At 47.5% G+C, this 24,426-nt stretch carries 24 protein-coding genes and 1 pseudogene; 15 read left to right on the forward strand and 10 right to left on the reverse strand.

Translation table 11 applies throughout. The features are described from left to right. Window positions 1-15: 15 nt before the first annotated feature. The 6 genes from QWY16_RS03465 to hutG form a co-directional block, all read right to left on the reverse strand. Window positions 16-891 (reverse strand): CPBP family intramembrane glutamic endopeptidase, encoded by an 876-nt coding sequence (locus QWY16_RS03465; RefSeq protein WP_300991466.1) that lies wholly within the window; start codon window positions 889-891, stop codon window positions 16-18. 232 nt (window positions 892-1,123) lie between these two features. Then, a complete protein-coding gene (locus QWY16_RS03470) occupies window positions 1,124-2,452 on the reverse strand; it encodes an FAD-containing oxidoreductase (protein WP_300991467.1) in 1,329 nt (442 codons plus the stop codon). A gap of 159 nt (window positions 2,453-2,611) precedes the next feature. Further along, window positions 2,612-2,782, reverse strand: coding sequence for a hypothetical protein (locus QWY16_RS03475; protein ID WP_300991468.1), 171 nt, complete (start codon window positions 2,780-2,782; stop codon window positions 2,612-2,614). A gap of 21 nt (window positions 2,783-2,803) precedes the next feature. Next, the gene (locus QWY16_RS03480; RefSeq protein WP_300991469.1) at window positions 2,804-2,962 is read right to left on the reverse strand and encodes a hypothetical protein; all 159 of its coding nucleotides are present in this window, start codon (window positions 2,960-2,962) and stop codon (window positions 2,804-2,806) included. 242 nt (window positions 2,963-3,204) lie between these two features. After that, entirely contained in the window at window positions 3,205-3,471 is a 267-nt protein-coding gene (locus QWY16_RS03485) for a hypothetical protein (RefSeq protein WP_300991470.1), read from the reverse strand. A gap of 103 nt (window positions 3,472-3,574) precedes the next feature. Next, window positions 3,575-4,510 carry a formimidoylglutamase gene (hutG, locus tag QWY16_RS03490; RefSeq protein WP_300991471.1) on the reverse strand — a complete coding sequence of 312 codons (936 nt, stop codon included), beginning with the start codon at window positions 4,508-4,510 and terminating at the stop codon, window positions 3,575-3,577. Between the two features lie 186 nt (window positions 4,511-4,696). Between hutG and guaD the strand changes: the two genes are divergently transcribed. Next, window positions 4,697-6,046, forward strand: coding sequence for a guanine deaminase (guaD, locus tag QWY16_RS03495; RefSeq protein WP_300991472.1), 1,350 nt, complete (start codon window positions 4,697-4,699; stop codon window positions 6,044-6,046). A gap of 656 nt (window positions 6,047-6,702) precedes the next feature. On the opposite strand, the gene QWY16_RS03500 is transcribed toward guaD, so the two are convergent. The 4 genes from QWY16_RS03500 to QWY16_RS03515 all read right to left on the reverse strand — a co-directional run bounded on the left by QWY16_RS03500 (window position 6,703) and on the right by QWY16_RS03515 (window position 11,473). Further along, entirely contained in the window at window positions 6,703-7,092 is a 390-nt protein-coding gene (locus QWY16_RS03500; RefSeq protein ID WP_300991474.1) for a hypothetical protein, read from the reverse strand. A 20-nt stretch (window positions 7,093-7,112) separates the two neighbouring features. Beyond that, window positions 7,113-8,504 (reverse strand): sensor histidine kinase, encoded by a 1,392-nt coding sequence (locus QWY16_RS03505; protein ID WP_300991476.1) that lies wholly within the window; start codon window positions 8,502-8,504, stop codon window positions 7,113-7,115. Next, window positions 8,501-9,172, reverse strand: a complete 672-nt coding sequence (locus QWY16_RS03510; protein ID WP_300991477.1) for a response regulator transcription factor — start codon at window positions 9,170-9,172, stop codon at window positions 8,501-8,503. The genes QWY16_RS03505 and QWY16_RS03510 overlap by 4 nt, the downstream gene beginning before the upstream one ends. A 204-nt stretch (window positions 9,173-9,376) precedes the next feature. Beyond that, the gene (locus QWY16_RS03515) at window positions 9,377-11,473 is read right to left on the reverse strand and encodes an MMPL family transporter (protein ID WP_300991478.1); all 2,097 of its coding nucleotides are present in this window, start codon (window positions 11,471-11,473) and stop codon (window positions 9,377-9,379) included. 359 nt (window positions 11,474-11,832) lie between these two features. On the opposite strand from QWY16_RS03515, the gene QWY16_RS03520 reads away from it, so the two are divergent. The 14 genes and pseudogenes from QWY16_RS03520 to hpaD all read left to right on the forward strand — a co-directional run bounded on the left by QWY16_RS03520 (window position 11,833) and on the right by hpaD (window position 24,399). Continuing rightward, the gene (locus QWY16_RS03520) at window positions 11,833-12,441 is read left to right on the forward strand and encodes a type 1 glutamine amidotransferase family protein (protein WP_300991479.1); all 609 of its coding nucleotides are present in this window, start codon (window positions 11,833-11,835) and stop codon (window positions 12,439-12,441) included. Between the two features lie 192 nt (window positions 12,442-12,633). After that, on the forward strand, window positions 12,634-12,909 hold the full coding sequence (locus tag QWY16_RS03525; protein WP_300991480.1) for a hypothetical protein: 276 nt from the start codon (window positions 12,634-12,636) through the stop codon (window positions 12,907-12,909). 163 nt (window positions 12,910-13,072) lie between these two features. Further along, window positions 13,073-13,402 carry an ArsR/SmtB family transcription factor gene (locus QWY16_RS03530; protein ID WP_300991481.1) on the forward strand — a complete coding sequence of 110 codons (330 nt, stop codon included), beginning with the start codon at window positions 13,073-13,075 and terminating at the stop codon, window positions 13,400-13,402. Window positions 13,403-13,440: 38 nt separating this feature from the next. Then, window positions 13,441-14,388, forward strand: a complete 948-nt coding sequence (locus QWY16_RS03535) for a cation diffusion facilitator family transporter (RefSeq protein WP_300991483.1) — start codon at window positions 13,441-13,443, stop codon at window positions 14,386-14,388. Between the two features lie 155 nt (window positions 14,389-14,543). Further along, window positions 14,544-15,284 carry a hypothetical protein gene (locus QWY16_RS03540; RefSeq protein ID WP_300991484.1) on the forward strand — a complete coding sequence of 247 codons (741 nt, stop codon included), beginning with the start codon at window positions 14,544-14,546 and terminating at the stop codon, window positions 15,282-15,284. 209 nt (window positions 15,285-15,493) lie between these two features. After that, a pseudogene (locus tag QWY16_RS03545) lies at window positions 15,494-15,604 on the forward strand (cation-efflux pump); the annotation flags it as partial. Window positions 15,605-15,888: 284 nt separating this feature from the next. Further along, window positions 15,889-16,560: a GntR family transcriptional regulator gene (locus tag QWY16_RS03550; protein WP_300991485.1), complete on the forward strand. Its 672-nt coding sequence runs from the start codon at window positions 15,889-15,891 to the stop codon at window positions 16,558-16,560. Beyond that, complete coding sequence (locus QWY16_RS03555; RefSeq protein WP_300991486.1) at window positions 16,553-17,452, forward strand: acetaldehyde dehydrogenase (acetylating); 900 nt, start codon at window positions 16,553-16,555, stop codon at window positions 17,450-17,452. Before QWY16_RS03550 ends, QWY16_RS03555 begins: the two co-directional genes overlap by 8 nt. Next, complete coding sequence (dmpG, locus tag QWY16_RS03560; protein WP_300991487.1) at window positions 17,449-18,462, forward strand: 4-hydroxy-2-oxovalerate aldolase; 1,014 nt, start codon at window positions 17,449-17,451, stop codon at window positions 18,460-18,462. Before QWY16_RS03555 ends, dmpG begins: the two co-directional genes overlap by 4 nt. 201 nt (window positions 18,463-18,663) lie before the next feature. After that, a complete protein-coding gene (locus tag QWY16_RS03565; protein WP_300991488.1) occupies window positions 18,664-20,541 on the forward strand; it encodes a XylR N-terminal domain-containing protein in 1,878 nt (625 codons plus the stop codon). A gap of 269 nt (window positions 20,542-20,810) precedes the next feature. Next, window positions 20,811-21,995: an acyl-CoA dehydrogenase family protein gene (locus tag QWY16_RS03570; RefSeq protein WP_300991489.1), complete on the forward strand. Its 1,185-nt coding sequence runs from the start codon at window positions 20,811-20,813 to the stop codon at window positions 21,993-21,995. Window positions 21,996-22,063: 68 nt separating this feature from the next. After that, a complete protein-coding gene (locus tag QWY16_RS03575; protein WP_300991490.1) occupies window positions 22,064-22,543 on the forward strand; it encodes a flavin reductase family protein in 480 nt (159 codons plus the stop codon). Window positions 22,544-22,568: 25 nt separating this feature from the next. Further along, complete coding sequence (locus QWY16_RS03580; RefSeq protein ID WP_300991491.1) at window positions 22,569-23,387, forward strand: FAD synthetase family protein; 819 nt, start codon at window positions 22,569-22,571, stop codon at window positions 23,385-23,387. Window positions 23,388-23,442: 55 nt separating this feature from the next. Beyond that, window positions 23,443-24,399, forward strand: a complete 957-nt coding sequence (gene hpaD, locus QWY16_RS03585; RefSeq protein ID WP_300991492.1) for a 3,4-dihydroxyphenylacetate 2,3-dioxygenase — start codon at window positions 23,443-23,445, stop codon at window positions 24,397-24,399. Window positions 24,400-24,426 lie beyond the last annotated feature (27 nt).

Genomic DNA, 24,426 nt, shown 5'->3' on the forward strand with positions numbered 1-24,426 from the left:
AATCCCGTCACGCATTTATGGCGTTTCGGGATTATTGGTTTCATTTTCAATCGCTTCGGCTTCTTTTTTAAGGGCAGCCTGGTACTTCTCGTCTTCTTTTTTCTGGTTCAAGATTTGGGCGAGCCGCAGGATAACGGCGAGAAGCAAGGTGCCGCTGACCAATAAGGCAATCGCGTTCGGCACGGCTTTTGCATAAATGTCCGCACTTTCCGCGACCGTCAGCCATTGGGGCCAGCCGGGGCTGACGTACATCAAGCCAACTACGAGCGAGTTGTGGAAAACGTGCAGTAAAATCGGGATCAGCAGATTGTCCGTCAAAAGATACAAAATAGAGGCCGTCACGCCGAACAAAAATGCCCCGAAGAAATCCATATGCAGCATCCCAAATAACAAACTCGACAGCCAGACGCCTTCCCACATAGAGGTCTTGACGATCAAGCGCTTCAACAGCAATCCGCGGAACATGAATTCTTCCGCAATCGGTCCGATGACCGCTACGATAAGTGAAACCGTGATCAGATAGGCCGTATTGTCAGGAAGCGAAGCCGGCTTTAGAAGATAGTCGACCATCTGGGGAGCAATTGGCGCCAGCATCCGCAATTGCAGCCACAGGATGCCAATCGAGAAAAACATCGACAACATCACCAAACTGATTGCCGGCAAAATCCAGCGCGACGCTCCTTTCAGAAACACCACATTGGTTACCGGCACCTTTTGCTTTCTGAACTGAGAACCGAAATACGAGACGGGCACGACGACATAGAACATCAGCTGCATGCCCACATCCATCAGGAAAATATTCGAAGAAAACTGCACTAGCACAAAAGCGGCAAGAACCATCCCGCAAAACATCCAGTTAAATAATTCACGAGTCCTCATTTCTTCAAACATCGTTGTGCACCGCCTCTCAGGTTGACCTAAGGCAAGCGATAAGAAAGTTTCTTGAAGAGGAGCAGGGACTATTAAAATGCGACAAAGCTGCGTGCTTTCTATTACTTATATTTTACCCTAAAACATTAAGGCAAACTATTGCGAAAACTGATGAATTAAGAAAAATTCATTTCAATAAACAAAAGACTTCAAACGGAATGAGAACCGCTTGAAGCCTAAATTTAATTAGCTATTATTTAACGTCAAAAAGCGCATTAAACGCTTCGCTCATCACCGGATGATTGTAGATTTGATCCCGCAGGAATGTAGAAGGAGCATTCAAATCCATCGCCAGTTTCACAAGGTTGATGAGTTCCGGAGATTCCGGCCCGAATAAGCTCGCTCCTAAAATGCGGTCGGTTTTTTGATCGACCACCACTTTGAAGAGGCCGCGCAAATCGTTGATGATATGCGCCCGCGGATGGGCTTTGATCGGAAGTGCGCCTTCCATAATATCAAAACCTTGTTCTTCCGCTTCTTTCGCTGTTAGGCCGACTCGAGAAAGCGGCGGGTCGATAAAGACGGAGTAAGGAATGTTTTTGCGGCTGTCGAGTGAGCGGTCTCCGTCGCTGAACAGGGAATCCATGACAATGCGTGAGTCGTCAAGCGAGATGTACGTAAACTGCATGCCGCCTTTCACGTCACCCATTGCCCAAATATTTTCCGCTGTTGTTTGAAGATGTTCATTCACTTCAATGTCGCCTTTATCGGTCAGTTTTACCGCTGTATTTTCAAGGCCAAGACCCTCAACATTCGGTTTCCGGCCCGTCGCCAGCAGCACAGCATTTGCCGTTAAGCTGTCGCCGTTCGACAAAGTCACGGTGACGGAGTCACTGTTTTGTTCAGTAATTTCTTCTGCGTGAGAGCCGAAAACAAAGCGGACACCTTGCGCTTCCATTTCTTTCTGGATTTCGGCAACGATTTCCCGGTCTTCATGTGGCAGCAGTTCATCTTCCGGAGTGATGACGGTGACTTCCGCCCCGAAATTATTGTACATTGACGCGTATTCAAGCCCGATATAACCGGCACCGACAATCGCCAATTTTTTAGGCAGCTGTTTCAGTTCAATTAACGTGGTGCTGGTATAGACTTTATCCGATTTGATGTCGCCTTTGATTGGCGGGATGTTGCTGGTGGCACCCGTGTTAATGAAGATGTGTTCAGCGGTCAACACTTCTTGCTTTGCGTCGCCCGTAACTTCCACTTCTTTATCGGAAAGGAATTTCGCAGCAGCATTGAAAATCGTCACTTGATCATTGTCTGCCAAGCTTTTGTGGTTCTTGGCCCGCAGTTTTTCCACCACTTTGTTTTTCCGTTCAATCGCATCCGTATAAGGAATTTCATTCAAGCCGTCATGGACGAGGATTTTCGTCGGGATGCAGGCAATATTGATGCACGTGCCCCCATACATTTCCGGATCTTTCTCAACGAGAGCGACTTTCCAGTCTTTAGCGGCAAGTTCCCCGGCCAATGTCTTGCCGGCTTTCCCGAACCCGATAATAATCGCATCAAAAGTTAACATAGAATCTTCACCTTTCTTTATTTCAATTAAGTGCTTTTATATAAAGTGCTTCATTACCTTATCTTCCCTCAATGGTTTTGCTTAAACAGGGAGAAAATGTCCAAACAAAAACACTTGGACGGAATCCAAGTGTTTTCTCTACTCATATGTACAAAAGGATTAAGCGTTCTTTCTACCAAGCTCTAGCTTTTTCTGTTCCAACGCAATCTTATCGCGCTCCAGCTGGATTTTCGCTAAATTGAGCTTTGCTTTTGTGTTGATGTCGAAGCCGATAAGCAGCAAGAAACCAAGGCCCAGTACAGCAATCAACGCAAACATTCCGATTTCCATATGATCACTCCTTTAAGAGAACTACTGGCGCCGCAATTCTTCCGCAATTTGCTTCAAGTAAGCATTCCGCTCTTTGCCTAATTTCAAAAAAGTGAAGACAACATATATAATGACTGCAATCATAACGAGGTAGAAAAATATAGAAATGATCGGCAGCAGCATAAATAGATCACCAGACATACATAGACCTCCTTTTCCTATAATACGGAAGAGAAGAGGAAGAGTTTCGCAATATCTGGAAGTTTTCTTTGTTTGAAGACAGTCATTTGAAAAAATTAACGGCGCAGAAGCGTATTTTCGTACTTACAGAGCATATTTTCTCTTTAATGGAGCGTATTTTAACCATAACTGGGCGTATTTCATCGAAAGAAGAAAAACGTTTTAGCTTTTAAAGGCATGAAGTACATAGAATTTTTAAAAAACTAGCAAATCGTCTGTTCGCTTCTCTCGATTTCGCCGGTTTGATCATCGACCCATGCTTTGCCGCTTTCGCAATTCTCTTCATTCGTCCACTCGATGAAGTATTGATGGTTGGCATGCGTGACCTCCTGGATTTCCATTTTTCCAATTTGATGGCTGTGGAAGTCAATGACGGTTTGAATGGCTTGTTCCTCCGTAATCTGCGGTTTCGCATTTGTACAGCCACCCATGATGAATAATAAAACCAGCCACATCGCTGATATTCTCATAATCCAACCTCCTTATAGCGTAGACGGAAAGGGCAGGAGATAAGTTACGTCACCCAGCCAAACAAAAAAGCGCTTGGAAATCCAAGCGCTTTTTAAACCCTATTCAATGAAATGCAGCCATCACTTCGGCGACCAGATAAGCGGCAAGCTTCGTCGTTTTTCCGTTGCCATCGATTGTCGGATTGACTTCAGAAATATCAAAGCTCTTCACTTTTTCATTGGCGACAATATGCCACAACAGTTGGCGCACAACGACCGGTTCGAGCCCGAACGGGGAAGCGTCGACAATGCTCGGCGCATAAAAGGACGATAGCGATTCCATACAAAAAGTGACGAGTACGTGGTCATAATTCTTACAGAACGCATCAATGACGTTTTGCGTGCTTTGCAAATCGCGCAGTGCCAAATCTTCGGCAAGGACGAACTGTGCGCCAAGCTGTTCCGCTTTGTTGAAAATCGCCCGCGTGTTGCCGAGCGGCTGGACGCCAAGGACGAGATAGCCGGCATTGCTGTCGGTTTCCAGAATCTGTTTGAATACGGTGCGGGAATCCGGGCGTTCCGCATCCTGCAGATCGAAATACGCATCAATGCTAATGATGCCGATTTTTGCATCCGGGCCGAGAAAGCGCCGCGCGCCCCAATAATGGCCATACGCTGTTTCATGCCCGCCGCCTAAAATGATGGGCGTTGCGGAGCGGCCCAGCAAATTGCTGATGTGTTCACCCAGTTCTCTCTGGGCTTTTTCCATATCGCCGCCTTTTTGCATCACCGTGCCGGCATCGACAAGCTGCCGGCCGCCTAAGTGATCGGGAAGGTCCGCCAGATGGCTGCGGATTTGGTCCGGTGCTTCTGCGGCTCCCGTTTGTCCGCCGCTGCGCTTAGCTCCTTCATCGCATTCAAAGCCGATGATGGAAAAAGAACGTTCCGGAACTTCATCGCTGCATAAGAGTTCAACGCTCTGGTGGAAGCGGAAACTGGCCCGGTCTGTCCGGCTGTCAATATGACCGTGCCAAAAATGCCTTTTCGGTAATTTATACAAACTTAACACCTCGAGTTAATGGAATGAAAAACATAATACTCTCATTGTAATGAATTTCGGAGCAGAATGCACAATAACAGCGAAATATAAAGCAGAAAAACAAGAAACAGGGTTTGACCTTTTTCACGGAATCTTCCTATAATTAGTCATTGTACAATTAACAAGGACCGGGAGGCATCGGACAATATGGCAAAAGTAATTAAAGGAACCGGCTTTTCAAGCGTCACTCAACAGGAAATCGAGATGTTGGAAGACCATCTTTTCTGCATAAACGAAGACGGCTTTATTGCCCAGCGTATTTCCCCGAAACAAGAGGAATACGAAGAGGTGCTGCAACAAGCGCGCAAAGAAGAGCAGCTGATTGAACTCAAAGAAGGCCAATACTTGCTGCCGGGCTTTATCGATTTGCACATCCATGCACCGCAATGGGCGCAGAGCGGCACCGCACTCGACTTGCCGCTGTATGAATGGCTCAATGCCCATACATTCCCACTGGAAGCGAAGTTTTCGGACACAGCTTTCGCGCACAAAACCTATCATCATTTGGTGGATACCTTGCTGGAAAGCGGCACGACAACCGCTCTTTACTTTGCGACGATCCATGAAGAAGCGAGTTATATCCTGGCACAGATCTGCGCGGAAAAAGGGCAGCGCGGCCTAATCGGGAAAGTGGTGATGGACGACCCCGAGCAAAATCCGGACTATTACCGCGATGCCAGTGCCAAAGAGGCGCTTGAAGGCACGGAGCGTTTCATCCAACGAGTGAAAGAACTGAACGCCGGTACAAAGCAGGGCGTCTATCCGGTAGTAACACCGCGTTTTGTGCCGAGCTGTACGGACAGCGTGCTGGAAGGCCTCGGGAAAATTGCCGCTGCCCATGACGTGCACGTCACTTCGCATTGCAGCGAGAGCGACTGGGCGCACGACCATGTAAAAGAGCGCTTCGGCATAAACGACTCCCAAGTCTTGAAAGGCTTCGGTTTGTTGACCGACAAAGCGGTGATGGCGCATTCCAATTTCCTGAGCGATGAAGATGCCAGGACTTATCAAGAACAAGGAACAGCCATTGCCCATTGTCCGGTGTCCAATGCCTATTTTGCCAATAGCGTCATCCCGATCAAGCATTTCTCGGACATGGGCGTGGAAGTCGGGCTTGGCACAGATCTGTCGGGCGGCTTTGATCCGAGCGTCTATTCAGCGATCCGGCAAGCCGTCATGTCTTCCCGCATGCTGGAAGACGGCGTCGACCCGCAAAAAGAAGCGGCATCCCGCGGCCGGGCCCATTCGCGCATCACTGTCAAAGAAGCGTTTTATTTTGCTACAGCGGGAGGCGGCGAAAGCGTCAGCCTTCCCATCGGCCGGCTGGCAGAAGGGTACGCCTTTGATGCGCAAATCGTCGACACGGGGATAGAAGATGCCTCGATGCCGATTTTCGACGGAATGGATACACTGGATGACATTTTCGAAAAGCTGCTGTATTTGACGCAGCGCCGGAACATTGTCTCGGTATTCGTCCACGGACGACAAGTGAAATAATAAAATCGAAAAGAGCTATCCCAGATGTCACCTTTGGAAAGGTATTAACGCCGTTTCATTCGCTTCAGGCGGACGCTTTCCGCGGGCACGGCTTCAGCCGCTTCCTTCGCTGCGCTCAGTCCAGGGTCTTCAGCTCGTGCTGATTCCGCTGGAAGCGAATTGTGCAAAAGTACTTTTGCACGATTCGTTTGCGACGAAGCTAGCGCAGCGATGCAGGAGCACAATGGTTGCCCTCGCCGCCTTCCGCTCATTTCACTGGTTATCGTGCTATAGTTTGGCTATTTCTATGCAGAACAAAAGCGGCAGCATGCCGCTTTCACCCAATTTCATTTATGCCACGGATAAAAGCAGTCACATCTTCGCTTGAATACGGACGAACCCTTCACCAAGCGAGGCGCGTCCAGAGGCTAGGCGAAACAGGAAGATGAGCGGGTTGTGCTCAGCTTCCTGCGGGAGCCAAAGAGGGGGCCAAAAGATTTGGGCCCCTCTATTGCGACGAGCTTGCGCAGGAGCAATCGTCTTTGCCTTTCCCAAAGCGTCCGAGCGACTTTTCCAACCGGCAAACAACAGTTTTAAATAAAATGCGCATGTAAAAAATGAAAGGGCGATCCCGAAAGTCAGCAAAAATTGACTTTCGGGATCGCCCTCTTTATTGTCTATTCTTTCTCCGTCACGAACGTAATCACGGCAAACAACAAGAACGCGAACAGCAATAACGAACCGCCGGCGATGAATAAAATCGTCACCAAGGTATCGTTCCAGTTGAACGGATTCAAGTTGTAAATCCACATGCCGGCACTTAAGCCGAAGGCGCCAAGCATAGCGAGCACACTGTGGATGGCGACCAGTTTTTTATACTTGATGGTATAAACCCGGTAAAAAATGCCCCAGGCAAAAACCGACAGCCAGCCGACGACCAGGATATGGGCGTGGACGGGGCGCAGGGAATAGTCCATTTCGCCGGCCATTTGAGAACCGAGGAATGTACCGATCAAGCCGAAAATGGCCGAGAATTGAATCAAACGCAAACTCCAAACTTTTTCCATTAAATAAATCCTCCAATTTCTTATCGTATTGCTTCCGGCACCGGGAAAGTGATGGTGAATTCACTTCCTGTGCCAACTTGGCTGTCGACCCGGATTTCTCCTTGGTGCAGCGACACAATCTGCTGAACGATGGACAGGCCAAGTCCGGTGCCGTCTGTTTTGCGGGCGGCATCGACCCGGTAAAAGCGGTCGAATAATTGCGGGATGGCATCTTCCGCGATGCCAATGCCGCTGTCTTTAAACATAACAGCAACTCCTCCACCAGAAGCACTCAAACCGATTTCAATGCTGCCTCCAGGTTTATTATACTTGATGGCGTTCGTCAGCAGGTTGTCCCAGACATTTTCGAGCAGTTCCGGATCGCCGCGGAAAACGGCCGGCGACAGCTTATAGGAAATGTCGATGTCTTCCTCTTCCAGCCGCCAGCGGTATTTCCGGACGACGCTTTTCAAGCTTTCATCGAGCCGGAACTCGGCCGTTTTCATCGGATACGCACCTTGGTCGAGCGACGTCAATAGAAGCAATTGGCGCGTCAGACTCGACAGCCGCTTCGCTTCCTGGTCGATGATCGACGTATAGGCCAGGCGGTCGCTGTCCGGCAAATCCGGCGATTTCAATAAATCGGCGTAGCCCTGGATGTTCATCAGCGGCGACTGGAAGTCATGCGACACGTTGCTGATGAACGATTTCCGCGCCAAGTCGTTGTGCTGCAGCTGGATCTGCATCAAGTTGAAGCTTTCCGACAGCTGGCCGATTTCGTCATTGCGCTTGATTTCGAGCGGATAGCTGTAGTTTTCACGGGCGATGTATTGGGTCGCTTCCGTCAGCTGGACAATCGGACGCGTCAGTTGGCGGGCCATCCACACCATGCCGAGAATGCTGACGACTCCGATTGCCCCGACAAAGCCGATCAACACGGAATGGATATCCGTCGCCAACAGCTTGGTATCCGGCCGGATAAACAGCCCGTACCGCTCATCGTCATACGTGAACGGCACGCCGACCGTATTGTGCAGCTTATTGGTAAAATGGGCAATCATGAAAATCTGGTTCGAAAAATCATCCAGGCCCGTATACCGTTCGCCGTCACTTATGGCGCGCTGCGCTTTTTCAGGCAGCGTGGTGTCTTCAAACGCTTTGCCGTAAAACTTTTTCCGGCCATTGCTGTCGACTACCGCAATCTGATAGCCGAGATTGGCGACAGCTTCCAAGTAATGGTCGAAGTTGTTGTCGGAATGGGGAACCATGTTCAGCGTTGCGGTGACTTCCTCGGCAATGCCAATATTCTGTTCGATGGTATCTTCTTTCGTAACGCTCAGGTAGAAGACATTGGCCAGCGTAAAGCCGATCAAAATGGAAAGCGCTAAAATGAACAGCGTGGCAACGATAAACTGCCGGTACAAGGTTTTCATTTAGGCGCCTCAAGTTTATAGCCGATGCCGCGCAGCGTATGGATTTCAACATTCGCGCCGTAGCGTTTCAGGCGGTCGCGAATGCGGTTGATATGGGTATTCAGCGTCATTTCGCTGCTTTGGTTGTCTTCGCCCCAGACATGCTCCAGCAGCAAAGAGCGGGGCGTCGCCATATTCGCCCGCGATGCCAACAGCGACAGCAATTCAAATTCCTTTAGCGGCAAGATCAAGGTTTCATTGTTGATCGCCACTTCGAAATTCCGGCGGTTGATCGACAAATTGCCGGCGTGCAGGATTTCCTGGATCGAACGCTCGAAACGCCGCAGCACCACCGCCACCCGGAATAAGAGTTCCTTCGGCTCGAACGGCTTGACCATATAATCTTCCGTTCCCGACAAAAAGCCTTTTTCCTTGTCTTCCAGCTGGCCTTTCGCGGTCAGCAGAATCACCGGGACGTCGAGGTCCTGCGTCAGGAGGCGGGTCAGTTCAAAGCCGTCCATGCCGGGCATCATGACATCGACAATCGCCAGATCAACGGTTTCTTCTTCAAGCAGCATCAGCGCCTGTTCCGCGTCACTGGCTTTGAACACGGTATAGCCTTCTCGGCCAAGGTGGATGGCCACGAGCTGCTGAATATAGAAATCGTCATCTACGACGAGTATTTTCATGCGAATTCCTCCCCCTCACTTGGAAAGCCCGGCACATCAGAGGCCGGGCTTTCAGCTACCTTTATCCCGCTTTAACGCTCAGTAATATTTCCGCTTATTCAAGCGGGAAATCCACTGACCGTAAAAGCCCGATTGGATCAACTAACAATCAGTGGGGATAAAGAACCCCACTGATTGTAGTTTCTCTTTATTATGCCGGGTTTCTTAATCTTTTTCAAAAAACAAAATCAGCGCCGGCAGCAGCATGCCGCGTACCAGGAACGTATCGATCAAAATGCCGATCGACACCATAAAGCCGAAGATGAATAAATCGGCGATCGGCATGGTGGTGAGTGCCGCAAACGTCGCTGCCAGGATGATGCCGGCAGAAGAAATCACGCCGCCGGTATGGCTGATGGCAATTTCGAGCGCGTCTTTCACTTTCCGCGAACGCCGTTCTTCCATAAAGCGCGAAATCAGGATGATGTTGTAGTCGATGCCAAGCGCCACCAGGAACACGAACGCATAGACCGGCACCCGCGTACTGATCGCTTCAAAGCCGAATAGCACATCAATGAGGAAAATCCCGAGGCCAAGCGCCGAAAGGTAAGAGAATAAAATCGTCGCCATCATGTAAATCGGCATTTTCCATGAACGCGTCAATGCGAACAGCAGCACGAGAATCAATAACGTTTCCAGTATCACAATCTTGTAGATGTCCTGGTTGTTGACGTCGCGTTCATCGACGAGTTTCGGCGTGATGCCGCCAAAATGCGTTTCGCCGTCAATCGCTGCTTGTTCAAGCAACGCTCCGCTGTCATCCCGCAATTGCTTCACGAAATCCAGGGCTTCGGTGGAATACGGATTGATCGACAACGCCAAGTTAAATTCCAAAGCCTGGCCGTCATCAGTCCGGTTGGACAAACGGGCAGAAGCGATTTCATCATAAGAAGTAAGCTGTTCAGACAGATCGGCCGCCGCTTGTTCGGCAATCGGCTCATTGCTGACGACCAATAGGGAAGAAGGGGCGATGTCGCCTTTTTCGAATTTCTCTTCGACGATTTCATAGCCGACGCGCGACGGCATATCGTCCGGGAAAGATTTCACTGTATCAAATTCAAAGTCGAGGTTCAGCACGTTCAGCGCCGACACGAGCATCAAGATGGCTACCAATCCGCCGGATAGAAGCGGCTTGTTGACGACAAATTTTGCCACCGGTCCCCAGATGCCGTGTTTCACATTTTCCGCATCGCCGTATTTCGGCACTTTCGGCCAGAATGCTTTGCGGCCGAATAACGTGAACAGTGCCGGAATCAGCGTGATCGATGCAATCATGATGACGAACACCGCCATGCCGAACGTCGGCGCGAAGTTCGCGTAGTCACGGAAATCCGCAAAGAACAGCACGAGCATCGCCGCCAGCACCGTACCGCCGGCAAAGAATACCGGTTCGCCGGTCGCGCGCATGGCATATTTCATCGCTTCGTATTTGCTCTCAAAATGGTTCAGTTCCTCGCGGTAGCGGGAGAACACGAACAGCGAGTAATCGATGACTGCTGCGAACAATAAAATACTCATGATCGATGTCGTCTGGCTGGTCAGCTCCAAGCCGCCGGCACCCATAAAGGCGAGAGCCTGGTTGACCACTTGATAGACGATGCCGGTCGCAAGCAGCGGGATGATTGCGAGCAGCGGTGAGCGGTAAATGACAATCAGCAGCACTAGGATAATCAAGACGGTCGCAATCAATAAGACAAAGTCCGCTTGTTCGAACAGCTTCACGGTGTCACCGGCAATTCCGGCAGGTCCCGTGATGTAGAACTGCATACTGTCAAAATCGGCGGCGATATCGCGGCCGATTTCGGAAGCTTCGTCGTTAATCTCGGCGAAGTCAGCGCTGCCAAGACCTGCTTCCAAAGTCATCGGCACGATCATCGTCGTTTTGTCTTCGGAATAGAAGCCTTGAAGGGCGGGCGGCGGCAATTGGCTGATGTCGACGATCGAGTCGACGCCTTCAATATCGGCTGCCGCAATGCCGGCCATGATTTCCTGGACTTCTGCCAGCTTCACCTCACCTTCATCGTTATGGAAGACGAGGATGCCGGGCGTCCCTTGGTCGTCCGGGAAATACTCTTTTAGTTTCTGGTCCGCGATGATCGACTGGGCGTCATCGGGAAGCGACTGGAAGTTGGCCACTTTGTAATCGTTCAGTGTCGGCCCGAATGTCAGACCAATCGCCAGGACGATCCAGGCGATGATGGTGATCCACATGCCGCGTTTTGTGGAGACCCAGTCAGTGAGCGGGTTCAGTAGTTTGTTCATGTATGCCACTCCTCATTCGAATTTAAGTATCGTAACCACATCATCATAGCGGACGAATATAAATTGAATATCAATTTTTAATGGCGGGGAGTTGAACAATATTCAGGATTTGGGGTAGCCGAAGAATTCGCTTCAGGTGGACGCTTTCCGCGGGCTTGCGCGAAGTGATGCAGGAGCACAATGTTTGCCCTCGCCACCTTCCGCTTTTTCTTCTAATTTTATTCTCAAATGATGGGAATTCAGTATGTTGGTATCATTAAATTTTATTATATATCAGAATATTCAGAAGTGTTATAATGCAGAGTAAGTAGAATATGTCATGTGGAGAAAAGTGCGTTCAAATGAAGGGAGAGAGTTGGATGGAGCTAGAGAAAGTGTTGTTTGTGGTGCTGGACGAGTATGCGGATTGGGAAGCGGCATCACTCGCTGCGGCGTTGAATGAGAAGCCGGAGCAGAGCGAGCAGAAGTATGAAGTGAAGACGGTGTCGCTCAGCAAGGATCCGGTGAGTTCGATTGGCGGTTTCCGGGTGGTGGCGGATTATACGGTGGATGAAGTGGGCGATGATTTTGCGGGACTGGTGCTGATCGGCGGAAATTCGTGGCGGAAAGAAGAAAGCAAAGCGGTTCAGCAGCTGGTGCAAAAAGCGCTGGATGGCAATAAAGTCCTCGGTGCAATTTGCGATGCCACGGTCTTTCTTGGGATGAACGGCGTCTTGAATCATATCCGGCATACAAGCAATCATTTGCCTGAACTGCAGGACGTGGCGGGAGAGAATTATACGAATGAAGCGCGCTACGTGGAGCAGCAGGCAGTGCGCGATGGCAATATCATCACCGCCAACGGTTCTGCGTATCTGGAATTCGGAAAAGAAGTGATGACGGCACTCGAGTCGGCGCCTCAGCCGGAGATTGATGAGTGGTACGAATTTTTCAAGAGCGGGTATTATGAGTTTATCAAAAACCGATGACGTGATGGCTGGATCACAGCAAGCCGTTCAGTTTCAGAACAAGCAATCGCACCTCAATTCGTCCGGTTTTCAAAAATCAAACATTGCGAATCGGGGTGCTTTTTTATGTATATCTCTTAACTAAGTAATTTTGCTGCAAACTGTCTTCAATTCAACTGTAAAAGTTCATCATTTACAGGAGGTGGTTGATGGATGAAAAAATCTTTCTTTTCGATAGCGGGCGGTTTAATTGCAGGACTGATTTTAGCGTTTATCTTTTTTGATTATCAAACGATCACCAACGAGCATATCGGGTTAGGCGGAGTTGACCGCATGGTAAAAGACATGGATTTTGAATTTGTTTTTAATGCTTCGTTACTGGTGATCGGAATGTCCATTTTCATTTATCTGATTTGGAGTTGGGTAGATCGAAAGAAAGAGGAGAAGTTTTTAAAGGACTATATTAATAGCAGAAAGCGAAACAATTAAAATGACTGTGAAAGCATCTTCAAATCGGATGCTTTTTTTCTTGGATTTATTTGAACCCTTTAATTGATTGACAATTCTATTTATTTAAACTAGAATATGAGCATATACTAATATATGCATATAGCAGAATGGAAATAGAGAATCAGGAAACGAGGCGGAACCAATGGAACAACATAAAGAAAATGTAGCGCTAAAAACCAGCAACGATTTGGACGAGGAAACTTTATTTGTCGTATCGCAGACGTTCAAGGCATTGGGTGATCCGACGAGAATCCGAATCCTTAATTTGCTGTTTGAAGGGGAATATGCCGTCAATGATATTGCCGAGACGCTGCAGCTGAAACAGTCCACGGTATCGCATCAGCTCCGGTTCCTGAAAAATCTGCGCTTGGTGAAATTCCGGAGAGAAGGCACGACTTTGTTTTATTCCCATGATGATGATCATGTGATGAGTGTGCTGAAACTGGCCATCGAACACGCCTGCCACAATTGATCCAGCAGATGATTGAAGACAGTTAGGAGGTTTTTCAAGTGGGGCACGATCATGGACATGACCACACGCATGGGGCCAATAAAAAGGTCTTGATCATCAGTTTTGCCATCATCACGACTTATATGGTGATTGAAGCAATCGGGGGATGGTTGACGAATAGCTTAGCGCTATTGGCGGATGCCGGGCATATGCTGAGTGATTCCATTTCGATGGGCGTCGCGATATTGGCGTTTACGTTAGGCGAAAGAGTGGCCGACTACAGCAAGACGTATGGCTACAAACGGTTTGAAATACTGGCGGCGGTTTTCAACGGCGTGACGCTTGTGGGGATTTCCGTTTACATTTTCTACGAAGCGTATCACCGGTTTGCGAATCCGCCTGAAGTTGCGTCTACCGGCATGCTGATCATCGCGGCGATCGGTTTACTTGTCAATGTCCTGGTCGCGTGGCTGCTGATGCGCGGAGGCGATACGAAGGAAAACTTGAATGTGCGGGCAGCGTTTCTCCACGTGCTCGGCGATCTGCTCGGTTCAGTCGGAGCGGTTGCAGCGGCATTGCTCATCATGTTTTTCAATTGGGGCTGGGCCGATCCCTTGGCAAGCGTCATTGTGGCCGTCCTGATTCTGTTCAGCGGCTGGCGTGTCACGAAAGACGCTGTTCATATCTTAATGGAAGGCACACCGAAAAATATGGATTTGGACGACATCATCGATACAATGGAAAACGTGGAAGGCATTGAAAGCATCCACGATTTGCATGTCTGGTGCATCACGAGCGGCCAGAATGCGCTTTCCTGCCATGCCGTCGTCGATGGCAATCTGTCTGTCGGGGCCAGCCAGGAAATTTTGCGGAATGTCGAGCATGAACTTGGGCATAAAGGGATTGGGCATGTCACCATCCAGATGGAAAATAACGACCATCCGCATGAAAATGATCTGCTGTGCCAAAATGACGGAGAGTCAGTAGGTCACCGGCATGAGCATTGAAAAACGCTTGGACAAACTTTGTCCAGGCGTTTTTGCCGTTCAGTATTCTTAATGAGGAAACCGTTGCGCAAAATGTTTATCAAAGGAGCTATAGTTTCCGCAAAAAGGGTATACCAAATTAATTGCTAAGAAGATTTTCCAAAGGGGAGATTGCCATGTTCATCACAAGCTTGCTGGTCATTATCGGATTCATGACTGTGCATATTTTTACGGATGCCATTAAGTACTTGGAGAAGCGAATGACCAACCGGCTGGTCTCAATGGTTTCCGGCGGTTCAATCGCTTACGTTTTTTTGCATCTTGTGCCTGAACTGACACATCATCAGGAAGTCGCCCATGAAGCGCGTTTACTTCCTTGGCTTGAAAATGTAGACTACGTGACTTATGTAGCGGCATTGCTTGGCATCGCCGTGTTTTATGGCATCAATCAAATGAGCGAAAAATCCGAGCGGGAAAACAGACGTATGAGGAATTTGACGCGGCCATCCAAACGGGTCTTCGTCCTTGAAATCAGTGCCTTTGCGTTGTATAACGGATTGATCGGTTATTTGCTCCAAGAACTGAGCGGCGACAGCATTGGTGCTTATGTCGTTTACTTCCTAGTTTTTTCTTTCCATTTCATCGCCAATAACCGGATTCTCCAGTTGACGCATGAAGACCTTTATACACGGGCGGGCCGATGGATTTTGGCGGTTTCGGTTCTTATCGGATGGATTTTGTACGAAGTGACGCATGCAAGCCCCTTAACCTTGGCGTTTCTGTCTTCTTTCCTGACAGGCGGCGTTGTCTTGAACATCCTAAATGACGAACTGCCGGAAGAAAGGGAAAGCAGTTTTCCTATGTTTCTCATGGGCATGCTCTTTATCGCCGTCCTGCTCCAAATTATTATTGGATGAAAACCTGCACAAGTAAATCAACGCAAAGCCTCTCGTGCCAAATGCTCAACTTCTTTTTTCACATAGAAATCATATTGCAAATTGTTAATTTTTGAACTCCTGACCAATGGCATGGCGCCACGTTCAGCACCGCCAAAAAACGCGTTCAAGCCATCGATATTCGACTTCCGCATAACGTCATAGGAAATGCCGTGCTCGCTGAGTTTAACATCGAGCATGAACTCGAACATAAAGGAATTGGACATGTCACCAACCAGATGGAAAACAAAGAACATCCGCATGAAAATGAACTGCTGTGCCAGAATGACGGCGAGTCATAAAAGCAGCAAGTGTCTGACACTGGGGCAGGTGTTAAAGGAATATGAAGAAGTGAGCGGTTCCGGATGGCTTCGGAATCGTTTTTTTATTATGGGCTTTTATAATGCCGAGAAGTTATGGGTGAAAGTTCATTGAATTTTATTGAAAACGTTAAATGAAAGTTCTAAATTTTTCACGTTTTCTTTCAAATCCGTTGACAACTTTTTGGAATAAGGTTAAGCTCATTTTTGTATATTGTTAACTGTTAACAATTCAGAATATTTTATCCGGTAAAGGGGATTACTGAATGGGGATTGAAAAACGCGGCATAAGCGACCAGGTCCTTAGGCATTTGCGCAGGAAAATCATGCTGAATGAAATCCAGGAAGGAGGGTATTTGCGGGAAACGGAGCTTTCAATTGAATTGAATGTCAGTAGAGGCCCTATTCGGGAAGCGCTGGCAAAATTGGAGGCAGAAAACCTGGTGAAGAAAAATTCGAACGGCCGGACTGTGGTTAAAAAATTCGGCTTGAAGGATATTGCCAATCTGTACGACAGCAGAATTTTACTGGAGAGCCATGCGCTTACTCAAATTGAGAAAGACGTGCTGGAGAATAAGAAAGACTTGCTGTACCGGTATGTTGATCAGATGCAGGAATCGTACGAACGGAGATCCAGAAACGTGGATTCCGATTTGGCGTTTCACGGTTTGCTGGTCCATATGACGAAAAATAATACCTTGATCCAGCTTTGGACTTCTTTAAGCGGGATGCTCGAAACACTTATTGAAATCACCAATGAGTATACAGAGCCGCAGCAGCAAGAGATCATTCACGACCACATCCTACTGGCGGATGCGCTTGTTGCTGGAGACGTTGAAAAAGCGCAGGAATTGCTCACCATCCATTTGAAAGAAGCATCGGAATACTTTTGTGACGCAGTACAAAAACTAAGCACTGGAGGAATAAAACATGCCTGAAAAAGTGAAATGCGCCATTATCGGTTCAGGGAATATTGGAATCGATCTCATGTATAAATTATTGCGGAGCGACATGCTGGAACCGACTGTCATGGTGGGAATCGATCCGGATTCAAAAGGATTGCAGCTGGCAAAAGAACATGGAATGGTGCCGATCTACAACAGCATCGAAGGTTTTATAGAGCAGCATGAACTTGCGGATATTGTATTTGAAGCCACTTCCGCAAAAGCCCATGCCTATAATGCACCAATATTGAAGAAGCTGGGGAAAAAAGCGATTGATCTGACACCGGCTGCAGTGGGTCCTTTCCTGGTTCCTTCTGTGAATTTGAATGAGGAAGATATTCAACAGCTGGACAATGTGAATATGGTAACTTGCGGCGGCCAGGCGACTGTGCCGATTGTCAAAGCCATTTCCGATGTCGTCAAGGTTACATATGCAGAAATCGTCGCTTCCATTTCCAGCAAAAGTGCCGGACCCGGAACACGCCAGAATATTGATGAGTTTACGGAAACAACTGCAAAAGCATTGAAAGAAGTCGGTGGCGCCAGTGATGCGAAAGCAATCATCATCTTGAACCCGGCAGATCCGCCGATTTTGATGCGCAACACCATCCATGCGCAGGTAGCGGAGTGTTCTCCGGAAATCGAAGAGCAGATTATCGCTTCGTTGAACAAAACAGTGGAAAACGTTCAAAAGTACGTAAAAGGATATCGGTTCAAAGCGGATCCGGTGATTAAAAACAATATTGTCACGGTTTCTGTAGAGGTGGAAGGAAATGGCGATTATTTGCCGGTATATGCAGGGAATCTGGACATCATCACTTCAGCGGCTGTAAAAACAGGCGAAGTCATGGCCAAATACATAATGGCGGAAGGAGCAGCAAAATGACAAACGAAAAAAAAATCATCTTCAATGACGTTACGCTGCGCGACGGCATGCATGCAATTTCCCATCAATACACGGTGGAACAGATAGCGGAACTGACAAGGCTGATTGATGAATCGGGAGCCGATATTATTGAAGCCACCCATGGCGACGGGCTTGGCGGCAGTTCCATCCAATACGGTTTTTCAAAAGAAACTGAAAAAGACATCATTACAACAGCAGTCGAAAATGCGACAAACGCAAAAGTCGGTGTGCTGTTGATTCCAGGGATCGGCACGATCCACCATTTGAACAATGCCGCAGAATGGGGGGCCCAAGTGGTTCGTGTGGCGACGCATTGTACAGAAGCGGATGTTTCCGAACAGCATATTAAAGCGGCTCTTAGTCTAGGGCTGGATACCGTCGGCTTCCTGATGATGTCCCACCGGGCAGAGCCTGAAGTCTTGCTGGAAGAAGCGAAGAAGATGGAATCGTACGGCGCAAGCACCATTTATGTGGTGGATTCTGCGGGAGCATTGACGATGGATGACACGAGAAGAAGAGTCGCATTGTTCAAAGAGAACTTAAGTGCCGATATCGGCTTCCATGGCCATAATAACCTCTCTCTTGCAGTCGCGAACTCACTTGTCGCTTTAGAAGAAGGGGCCAGCCGGATCGATACAAGTCTTGCCGGAATGGGCGCAGGCGCTGGAAACACGGCAACGGAACAGCTTGTAGCGGTGATGAACAAACTTGGCTTGCCGCATTCGGTTGATTTATACCAAGCAATGGACATTGCAGAGAATGTAGTGAAGCCGCTTATGAAGCGGCCGGTACAAATCGATAACCTCAGCTTGACACTTGGTTATACAGGCGTCTATTCCAGCTTCCTGCTGTTTGCTGAAAGAGCCGGAAAAGAATTCGGTGTAGATCCCCGTGATATTCTGATCAAACTTAGTGAAATGGGCGCCGTAGGGGGCCAGGAAGATTGGATTACGGGTGTAGCACAAGAACTTGCTAAAGCACAGGCTTGACAACAAGGAAAAAGGAAGTTTTTTTCGAATGGCTGGGGAGCACTCCTTCGCTATCGGGAAAGGGCTTCCTTTTCTTCTATTTAAAACCAGGCGGATTCATGTATAATTGTGAGAATGCGCTTACATTAGGGAGACGCTGCAACTCATATAGCATAGCTTGTGGCATATGCTCTTAAAATAGCTGGGGTGAGGTGTGTCGGGATGGGAATCAAGGTATCTGAGGAAAGCATCAACGAAAAACTGGCGATAAATGAACGGCCAATTGTCCTTTCTTCTTCTTCCTTCGGGATTTTAAGGAAACAGCTCGTCAGAAATATAGGGATGGAAAGAATAGGGAGCTTTTTGTTTCATTTTGGATGGGAAATGGGCATCAAAGATGCAGAAAAAGCGAAGGATGAAGGATTGTCGTTAGAGGAACTGATCAAGAAAGGGCCTCTTCTGCATATTGAAAGCGGCCACATTAGAGGAATCGTCCATGACTGTGATGTGAAACACGACGAGTCGGGGAATGTTCTATCGGTTTTCGGCAGAGGGGTATGGAAAGATTCCTATGAGGCAATCGAACACAAAAAGATGCTGGGCATCTCCAAGAAACCCGTCTGCCACACATTGATTGGGTACTCCAGCGGATTTATGTCCACTGCATTCGGGGAACCGCTTCTCGCAAAAGAAGTTACCTGCATAGGAGCAGGTGATGCGGAATGCCGCTGGATAGTCCGTACAGAAAAGGAGTGGGCGGAAGAAGCGCAGACGGATCTGCCGATGTACAACGAAACCTCTATTGTTGAAGAGCTGGAATATACGTACGATCAATTGCTTGAACAAAAGAATATTATCACCCGTTTAGCGGATTTTCAGCAGAAATTGACCGAAGAAGTGCTAAATGGCAATACAATGCAGGAAATAGCGAATATCGTCTACGAGATTGGCCGAATTCCGGTTGTGATTGTAGGCCTTGATTTCCGGACGGCAATCTATTCAGGATTATCTGAACGAGAACACGAAGAGCTCAAGCTGGATTTGGAGCAGCATCTTGAGAAACAGGAAATGCATTACTTGAAGTCCGACAGAGGAAATCAACTCCCCTCTATCAAGAACAAAGTGATCAAGACCGCTGTTCAAGAGCGGCTGGTTACGCCCGTTCTGGTACAGAAAGAAGTGCTCGGTTATTGTTCATTTGTGTATAGAGGGGACACGGAACCTCATGCGGAAGATCATTTATTCCTGAACCGGTGCGCAAATGCAGCTTCCATCATTCTCTTGAATGAAAAAACCAAATTTGAATCTTTCGAAAGAATGAAAGGGAACTTTCTTGAGCACATTTTGACTGGCAAATTTGATGCCGGTGAAATCATCAGAAGAGGGCAATATACGAATGTCGATCTGGAAGAGCCTTATCACATTACGGTGGTCAATTATGAGGGGCCGGAAACCTCGCTGGAGGAATCGTTCATTTTTCAGGAACAGCTTCTCGAAACCGCTTTCCGCTACTTCCATGATAATGGGCAAAATATATTGGTGGGGAATCATGACGGCTCTTTGGCGCTGCTCATTACGGAAGAAAAGACCAAAAGAACTTCGATTAGTGTGGAAATCGAGAAATTCCATGAATTCATAAAGCAGAAATATCCACAAGCCATTTTCAGGTTCGGCATAAGCAATACAGGGAGAGCCATGGAAAATGCCCCGAATCACTGGGAAGAAGCAAAGATCGCTTTACGGTTCGCCCTGAAAAAAGAAATTGTCCTGTTCCAGTCTCTCGGTATTATAGGGGTTCTGATCAACACACAAAATACAGAAGCCATTAAAATGATTGCACGCCAGGAATTAGGAGTCATGTACGATACTAAAGACCCCAAAAAAGCGGAGCAATTGAAAACACTTTATATTTTTCTCATGAACGCCGGAAAACTTGAGCAGACGATGAACGACTTGGCACTGTCCATGAGCGGGCTAAGGCACAGGATTGACAAGATCGAAAACCTTCTTGGAAAAAACTTGCGGGATCCGAACGAAGGATATCAGCTTCTGATGATTTTAAAATGCCTTATTGCTTTAGGCGAATTGACCATAGAATAGCAGATAAACAGGCAGGCCATCCTTTTAGGATGGCCTGTTCTTTTGTTTTAAAGCGAGTAAATGAACTTCACCCAATCTGCCAAGGGACAAAAGTTGCTGGTGTAATTGAATAAACATAGACAAGATTTGCTCTAGTTTAAATAATCTGATTAATTTAGACTTAGAAACAAGTTATGAAAACGCTAACAAAAAAGTTTTCACAACATTTCTAGAGGCCGGTTTTCAGGGATCATCAGAAGTTAAACACAGATTAAGGAAGGAGCGGTCATATGAGTACCCAAATCTTGAAACAAGAAAGTCCAGTTCTGGAGGAGTTGCTGCTAGGTGCAGAACAAATCGGGAAGTTGGCCGAACAAGAAGCACAACAAGCCGAAGAAAACTCGAGCGTTTCGGATAATGTCGTTAATTTGATGAAAGAAACGGAAATTTCACGGATAATGCTCCCGAAAGAATATGGCGGTCCTCAAGTCAGCATAAAAGAATTCGCCGCCATTGTCCGAAAGGTAGCGAATTACAATATTTCAGCAGCATGGTTAACTTACCTTTACCCGCTCCATAATATGCTGCCGGCTTATCTTCCAAAGGCAGGCAGAGATGAAATCATCAACAGCGAAGGATTGATCAGCGATATATTCGCAGCTATGGGAACAGCAGTAAAAGATGGCGATGGCTATCGGATCAGTGGGAAATGGAACTTTGTCAGTGGAATCCTGCACAGTGAATGGGTTGGAGTTGGCGTGAAAATCCAATTTCCCGATAAGGAAAAACCTGAAGTTTGCCTGCCGATTCTTAAAACATCTGAAGTGGAAATTGTAGAAAACTGGGACACGTTCGGCCTTCGCGGCAGTGGGAGCAACCAAGTTATTGCAGAAAATGTTTATGTGCCGATGGAACGGATCCTTCGTCCCGATCCTGCAGAAGCTACGAGAAAGCCTCCCGAAGAAGATTACGACAAAGACTATCCATTTTACGGTGTGCCATTCTATCCAACTTTCTATGTAGGCTTTCCAAGTATAGCGATCGGTGGTGCTGAACGGGTAATTGCAGAATTTAAACAAATGACTGAAAAACGGATCCGCTTGATGGATGGCGTCAGAGAAAGTGAATCCCCGAGAAGCCAGCGAGTGTTGGCTGAAATCACGACAGAATTCCACACAGCCGAGGCATTGATGGATAAATACATCGACTTGCTGGTGGACTATGAAAAAAATGGTGCCACAACTCCAAACTCGGAATTCTTTGCCTTACGGACGAAAATCATTAAAATCTGTACAGAAATAGCCTTAAGAGCCTTACTGACATTAGGCGGTGGAGCACTTTACAAAAACGGCCCGATTGAATTGTTCATTAGGGACATTTTGTCCGTGGCGACGCATAAAACTTCCTTATACGAAGATTCAGTAGCAGCTTACGGTCAGGATCTATTCGGCTTTGAAAGCGGCGTCAGAGGATAAGTTCACCAAACAGGCAATAAGGAACGAAAAATCAGTGATGTTAAAGCAAACCAGAGGAGGAATACACAATGGACGATATGAAGTTCAGAAAGGCAATGGGAAAATTTGCGACAGGCGTAACGGTCATCGCCACGGAAAATCAGGAAGGCGTGCATGGCATGACAGCAAATGCTTTTATGTCGGTTTCGCTTGATCCGAAGCTCGTTGTGATTTCAATAAAAGAAAACGCGAAAATCCTTGAAAAAATCAGAGAAAGCCAAAAGTATTCGGTCAATATTCTGGCAGCTGACCAGGAAGAACTTTCCATGATTTTTGCCGGCCAACTGAAAGAACATAGCGAAGTCGTTTTTGGCTACTTGGATAACCAGCCGGTCATTCCAGGTGCTCTGGCACAAGTGGTTTGTGAAGTTTCACATGAACATATTGAAGGCGACCACAGTTTGTTCATCGGCAAAGTGACAGATATCCATCTGGAAGACGAAGCAGAACCGCTTGTCTTCTATTCCGGCTACCGGACATTGACTGAAAAACAGCCTGCCCCTCTGTAAATGTGTGAAAGGAGACTGAGGCTACATGAAAACGATTTACCTGAACAAAGAAAATTTGTCTGGCTGGCAGAAAAGAGCAAGTTCGAATGTTATGGCACTCGGGTATTTTGATGGCCTTCATCGCGGACATTGCAAAGTGATTGAGACAGCTCGCTCGATAGCCGAAGAAAAAGGGTTGCCTTTGACGGTCATGAGCTTTTTCCCGCATCCCAAGACGGTTTTATCAAATGGAAAAGAGCAGGTCCATTATTTGATGCCGCTTTCTGAAAAAGAAGAAAGACTTCGGAAGCTGGGGGTCGATACATTTTTGATCGTTGAATTTGACAAAGAATTCGCGGGCTTGCTGCCTGAACAATTCGTCGGCAAATATTTGATTGATTTAGAGGTCGTACATGCAGTCGCAGGATTCGATTTTTCATATGGCTCCAAAGGCGCCGGCAATATGGACCGCTTAAAAAGCGATTCAGCTGGAAGAGTCGAAACGACAAAAGTGGCCAAAGTCACTTACCGCAATGAAAAAATTGGCTCGACCTGTATCCGGGAAAAGCTCTTCTGCGGCAATGTAGAGGAACTCCCGCATCTGCTGGGCCAAGCTTATGAAGTGAAATGCCAGTGGAACGGGACTTGTCTTGAAACCGATCCCGATTACCTGCTGCCTGCGCCCGGAAGATATGCAGTCACGCTGAAAAATGAATGGGGCTCGGCCTTTGCCGAACTGAGCGTCATGGAACAGGCAGGCGGGCTGTCCTTGTCCTGCGGCAACTTGCTAAAAGACTTTGTGGAAGGTCCGCTCACGGTTACCTGGCATAACCGGATTGTGGAAAATGCAGCGGTGAATGTTTGAACCGGTCTATTGATTGGGCGAAACAATAAAAAACACTAATTCAGGAGTGATAAAGATGATTTTGCGCTTAGGGCAAGTAGAACTTTTTGTAACCAATTTAGACAAATCCAAAGAATTTTATGTAGATGTACTCGGATTTACCGAAGTGGAAAGAACAGAAACGAATTTATACTTAAGAGCTGCAGATGAATTCGATAAATATTCCTTGATTTTGACAGAAAAAGAGACGGCAGCATTGGGCAGTTTCAGCTTAAGAGTTTCAAGCCCGGAATATTTGGAAGTGCTGCAAAAGAAGCACGAAGAAATGGGCATCGAAACGCAATACTTGCCGAAAGGCACGCATCCTGGCCAAGGCCCTGTATTGAGAGTGGCAGAGCCGAACGGCCATCCGGTAGAGTTTTACCATTCAATGGAACAAATTGAAGTCGGCGGTCAGAATGGCGGTGTAGATGCACTTCCGATGCGGAAATCACATCTTCAGAACGGAATTCCGCCAATTTGCATCGATCATATGAATTTGCGCGTCAAAGACGTCGATAAAGCCTTGGAATATTGGCAAGCAATCGGTTTCAGCATTTCTGAATACGTCCAGGACGGGGAAGAAACTTTTGCGGCATGGACAAGAGCCAAAACTTCCACACACGATGTGGCACTTGTGAAACAGGAAGAAGCGGCGCTTCATCATTTTGCATATATCGTAGACGGCGTTGCAGGCGTAATCAGAACTGCTGATTTATTGGCGGATGCGGGCTATAGAGACAATATCGATTACGGACCGGGCAGACACGGGGCAACAAACGCCTTCTTCTTATATATTACAGATCCAGACGGCCATCGCCTTGAAATCTATTCCGGCGACTACAACCGGGATACCGACCTTCCGCCAATCGGCTGGACAAAAGAACAATACGATAAAAAAGGGCGCTTATGGTGGGGACCAAGTGTACCGGATAGCTTCTTCAAAACCACACCGGTCAATAAAGAATGGCTCAAGACACCTGTTCAAAAATAAGCAACGCTAAACGAGAAAGGGAGAGAT

This window comes from Planococcus shenhongbingii (assembly GCF_030413635.1).
Taxonomy (GTDB): domain Bacteria; phylum Bacillota; class Bacilli; order Bacillales_A; family Planococcaceae; genus Planococcus; species Planococcus shenhongbingii.

Excerpts from the sequence above, each read along its gene's own strand:
- QWY16_RS03510 (WP_300991477.1), bottom strand. The coding sequence starts at position 9,172 with ATGAAAATACTCGTCGTAGATGACGATTTCTATATTCAGCAGCTCGTG.
- QWY16_RS03565 (WP_300991488.1), top strand. The coding sequence starts at position 18,664 with ATGGGAATCAAGGTATCTGAGGAAAGCATCAACGAAAAACTGGCGATA.
- QWY16_RS03540 (WP_300991484.1), top strand. The coding sequence starts at position 14,544 with ATGTTCATCACAAGCTTGCTGGTCATTATCGGATTCATGACTGTGCAT.
- QWY16_RS03505 (WP_300991476.1), bottom strand. The coding sequence starts at position 8,504 with ATGAAAACCTTGTACCGGCAGTTTATCGTTGCCACGCTGTTCATTTTA.
- dmpG (WP_300991487.1), top strand. The coding sequence starts at position 17,449 with ATGACAAACGAAAAAAAAATCATCTTCAATGACGTTACGCTGCGCGAC.
- QWY16_RS03465 (WP_300991466.1), bottom strand. The coding sequence starts at position 891 with ATGTTTGAAGAAATGAGGACTCGTGAATTATTTAACTGGATGTTTTGC.
- QWY16_RS03480 (WP_300991469.1), bottom strand. The coding sequence starts at position 2,962 with ATGTCTGGTGATCTATTTATGCTGCTGCCGATCATTTCTATATTTTTC.
- QWY16_RS03470 (WP_300991467.1), bottom strand. The coding sequence starts at position 2,452 with ATGTTAACTTTTGATGCGATTATTATCGGGTTCGGGAAAGCCGGCAAG.
- QWY16_RS03570 (WP_300991489.1), top strand. The coding sequence starts at position 20,811 with ATGAGTACCCAAATCTTGAAACAAGAAAGTCCAGTTCTGGAGGAGTTG.
- QWY16_RS03520 (WP_300991479.1), top strand. The coding sequence starts at position 11,833 with ATGGAGCTAGAGAAAGTGTTGTTTGTGGTGCTGGACGAGTATGCGGAT.
- QWY16_RS03555 (WP_300991486.1), top strand. The coding sequence starts at position 16,553 with ATGCCTGAAAAAGTGAAATGCGCCATTATCGGTTCAGGGAATATTGGA.
- QWY16_RS03500 (WP_300991474.1), bottom strand. The coding sequence starts at position 7,092 with ATGGAAAAAGTTTGGAGTTTGCGTTTGATTCAATTCTCGGCCATTTTC.
- QWY16_RS03515 (WP_300991478.1), bottom strand. The coding sequence starts at position 11,473 with ATGAACAAACTACTGAACCCGCTCACTGACTGGGTCTCCACAAAACGC.
- QWY16_RS03580 (WP_300991491.1), top strand. The coding sequence starts at position 22,569 with ATGAAAACGATTTACCTGAACAAAGAAAATTTGTCTGGCTGGCAGAAA.
- QWY16_RS03525 (WP_300991480.1), top strand. The coding sequence starts at position 12,634 with ATGAAAAAATCTTTCTTTTCGATAGCGGGCGGTTTAATTGCAGGACTG.
- QWY16_RS03530 (WP_300991481.1), top strand. The coding sequence starts at position 13,073 with ATGGAACAACATAAAGAAAATGTAGCGCTAAAAACCAGCAACGATTTG.
- QWY16_RS03550 (WP_300991485.1), top strand. The coding sequence starts at position 15,889 with ATGGGGATTGAAAAACGCGGCATAAGCGACCAGGTCCTTAGGCATTTG.
- QWY16_RS03575 (WP_300991490.1), top strand. The coding sequence starts at position 22,064 with ATGGACGATATGAAGTTCAGAAAGGCAATGGGAAAATTTGCGACAGGC.
- QWY16_RS03475 (WP_300991468.1), bottom strand. The coding sequence starts at position 2,782 with ATGGAAATCGGAATGTTTGCGTTGATTGCTGTACTGGGCCTTGGTTTC.
- QWY16_RS03485 (WP_300991470.1), bottom strand. The coding sequence starts at position 3,471 with ATGAGAATATCAGCGATGTGGCTGGTTTTATTATTCATCATGGGTGGC.
- guaD (WP_300991472.1), top strand. The coding sequence starts at position 4,697 with ATGGCAAAAGTAATTAAAGGAACCGGCTTTTCAAGCGTCACTCAACAG.
- hpaD (WP_300991492.1), top strand. The coding sequence starts at position 23,443 with ATGATTTTGCGCTTAGGGCAAGTAGAACTTTTTGTAACCAATTTAGAC.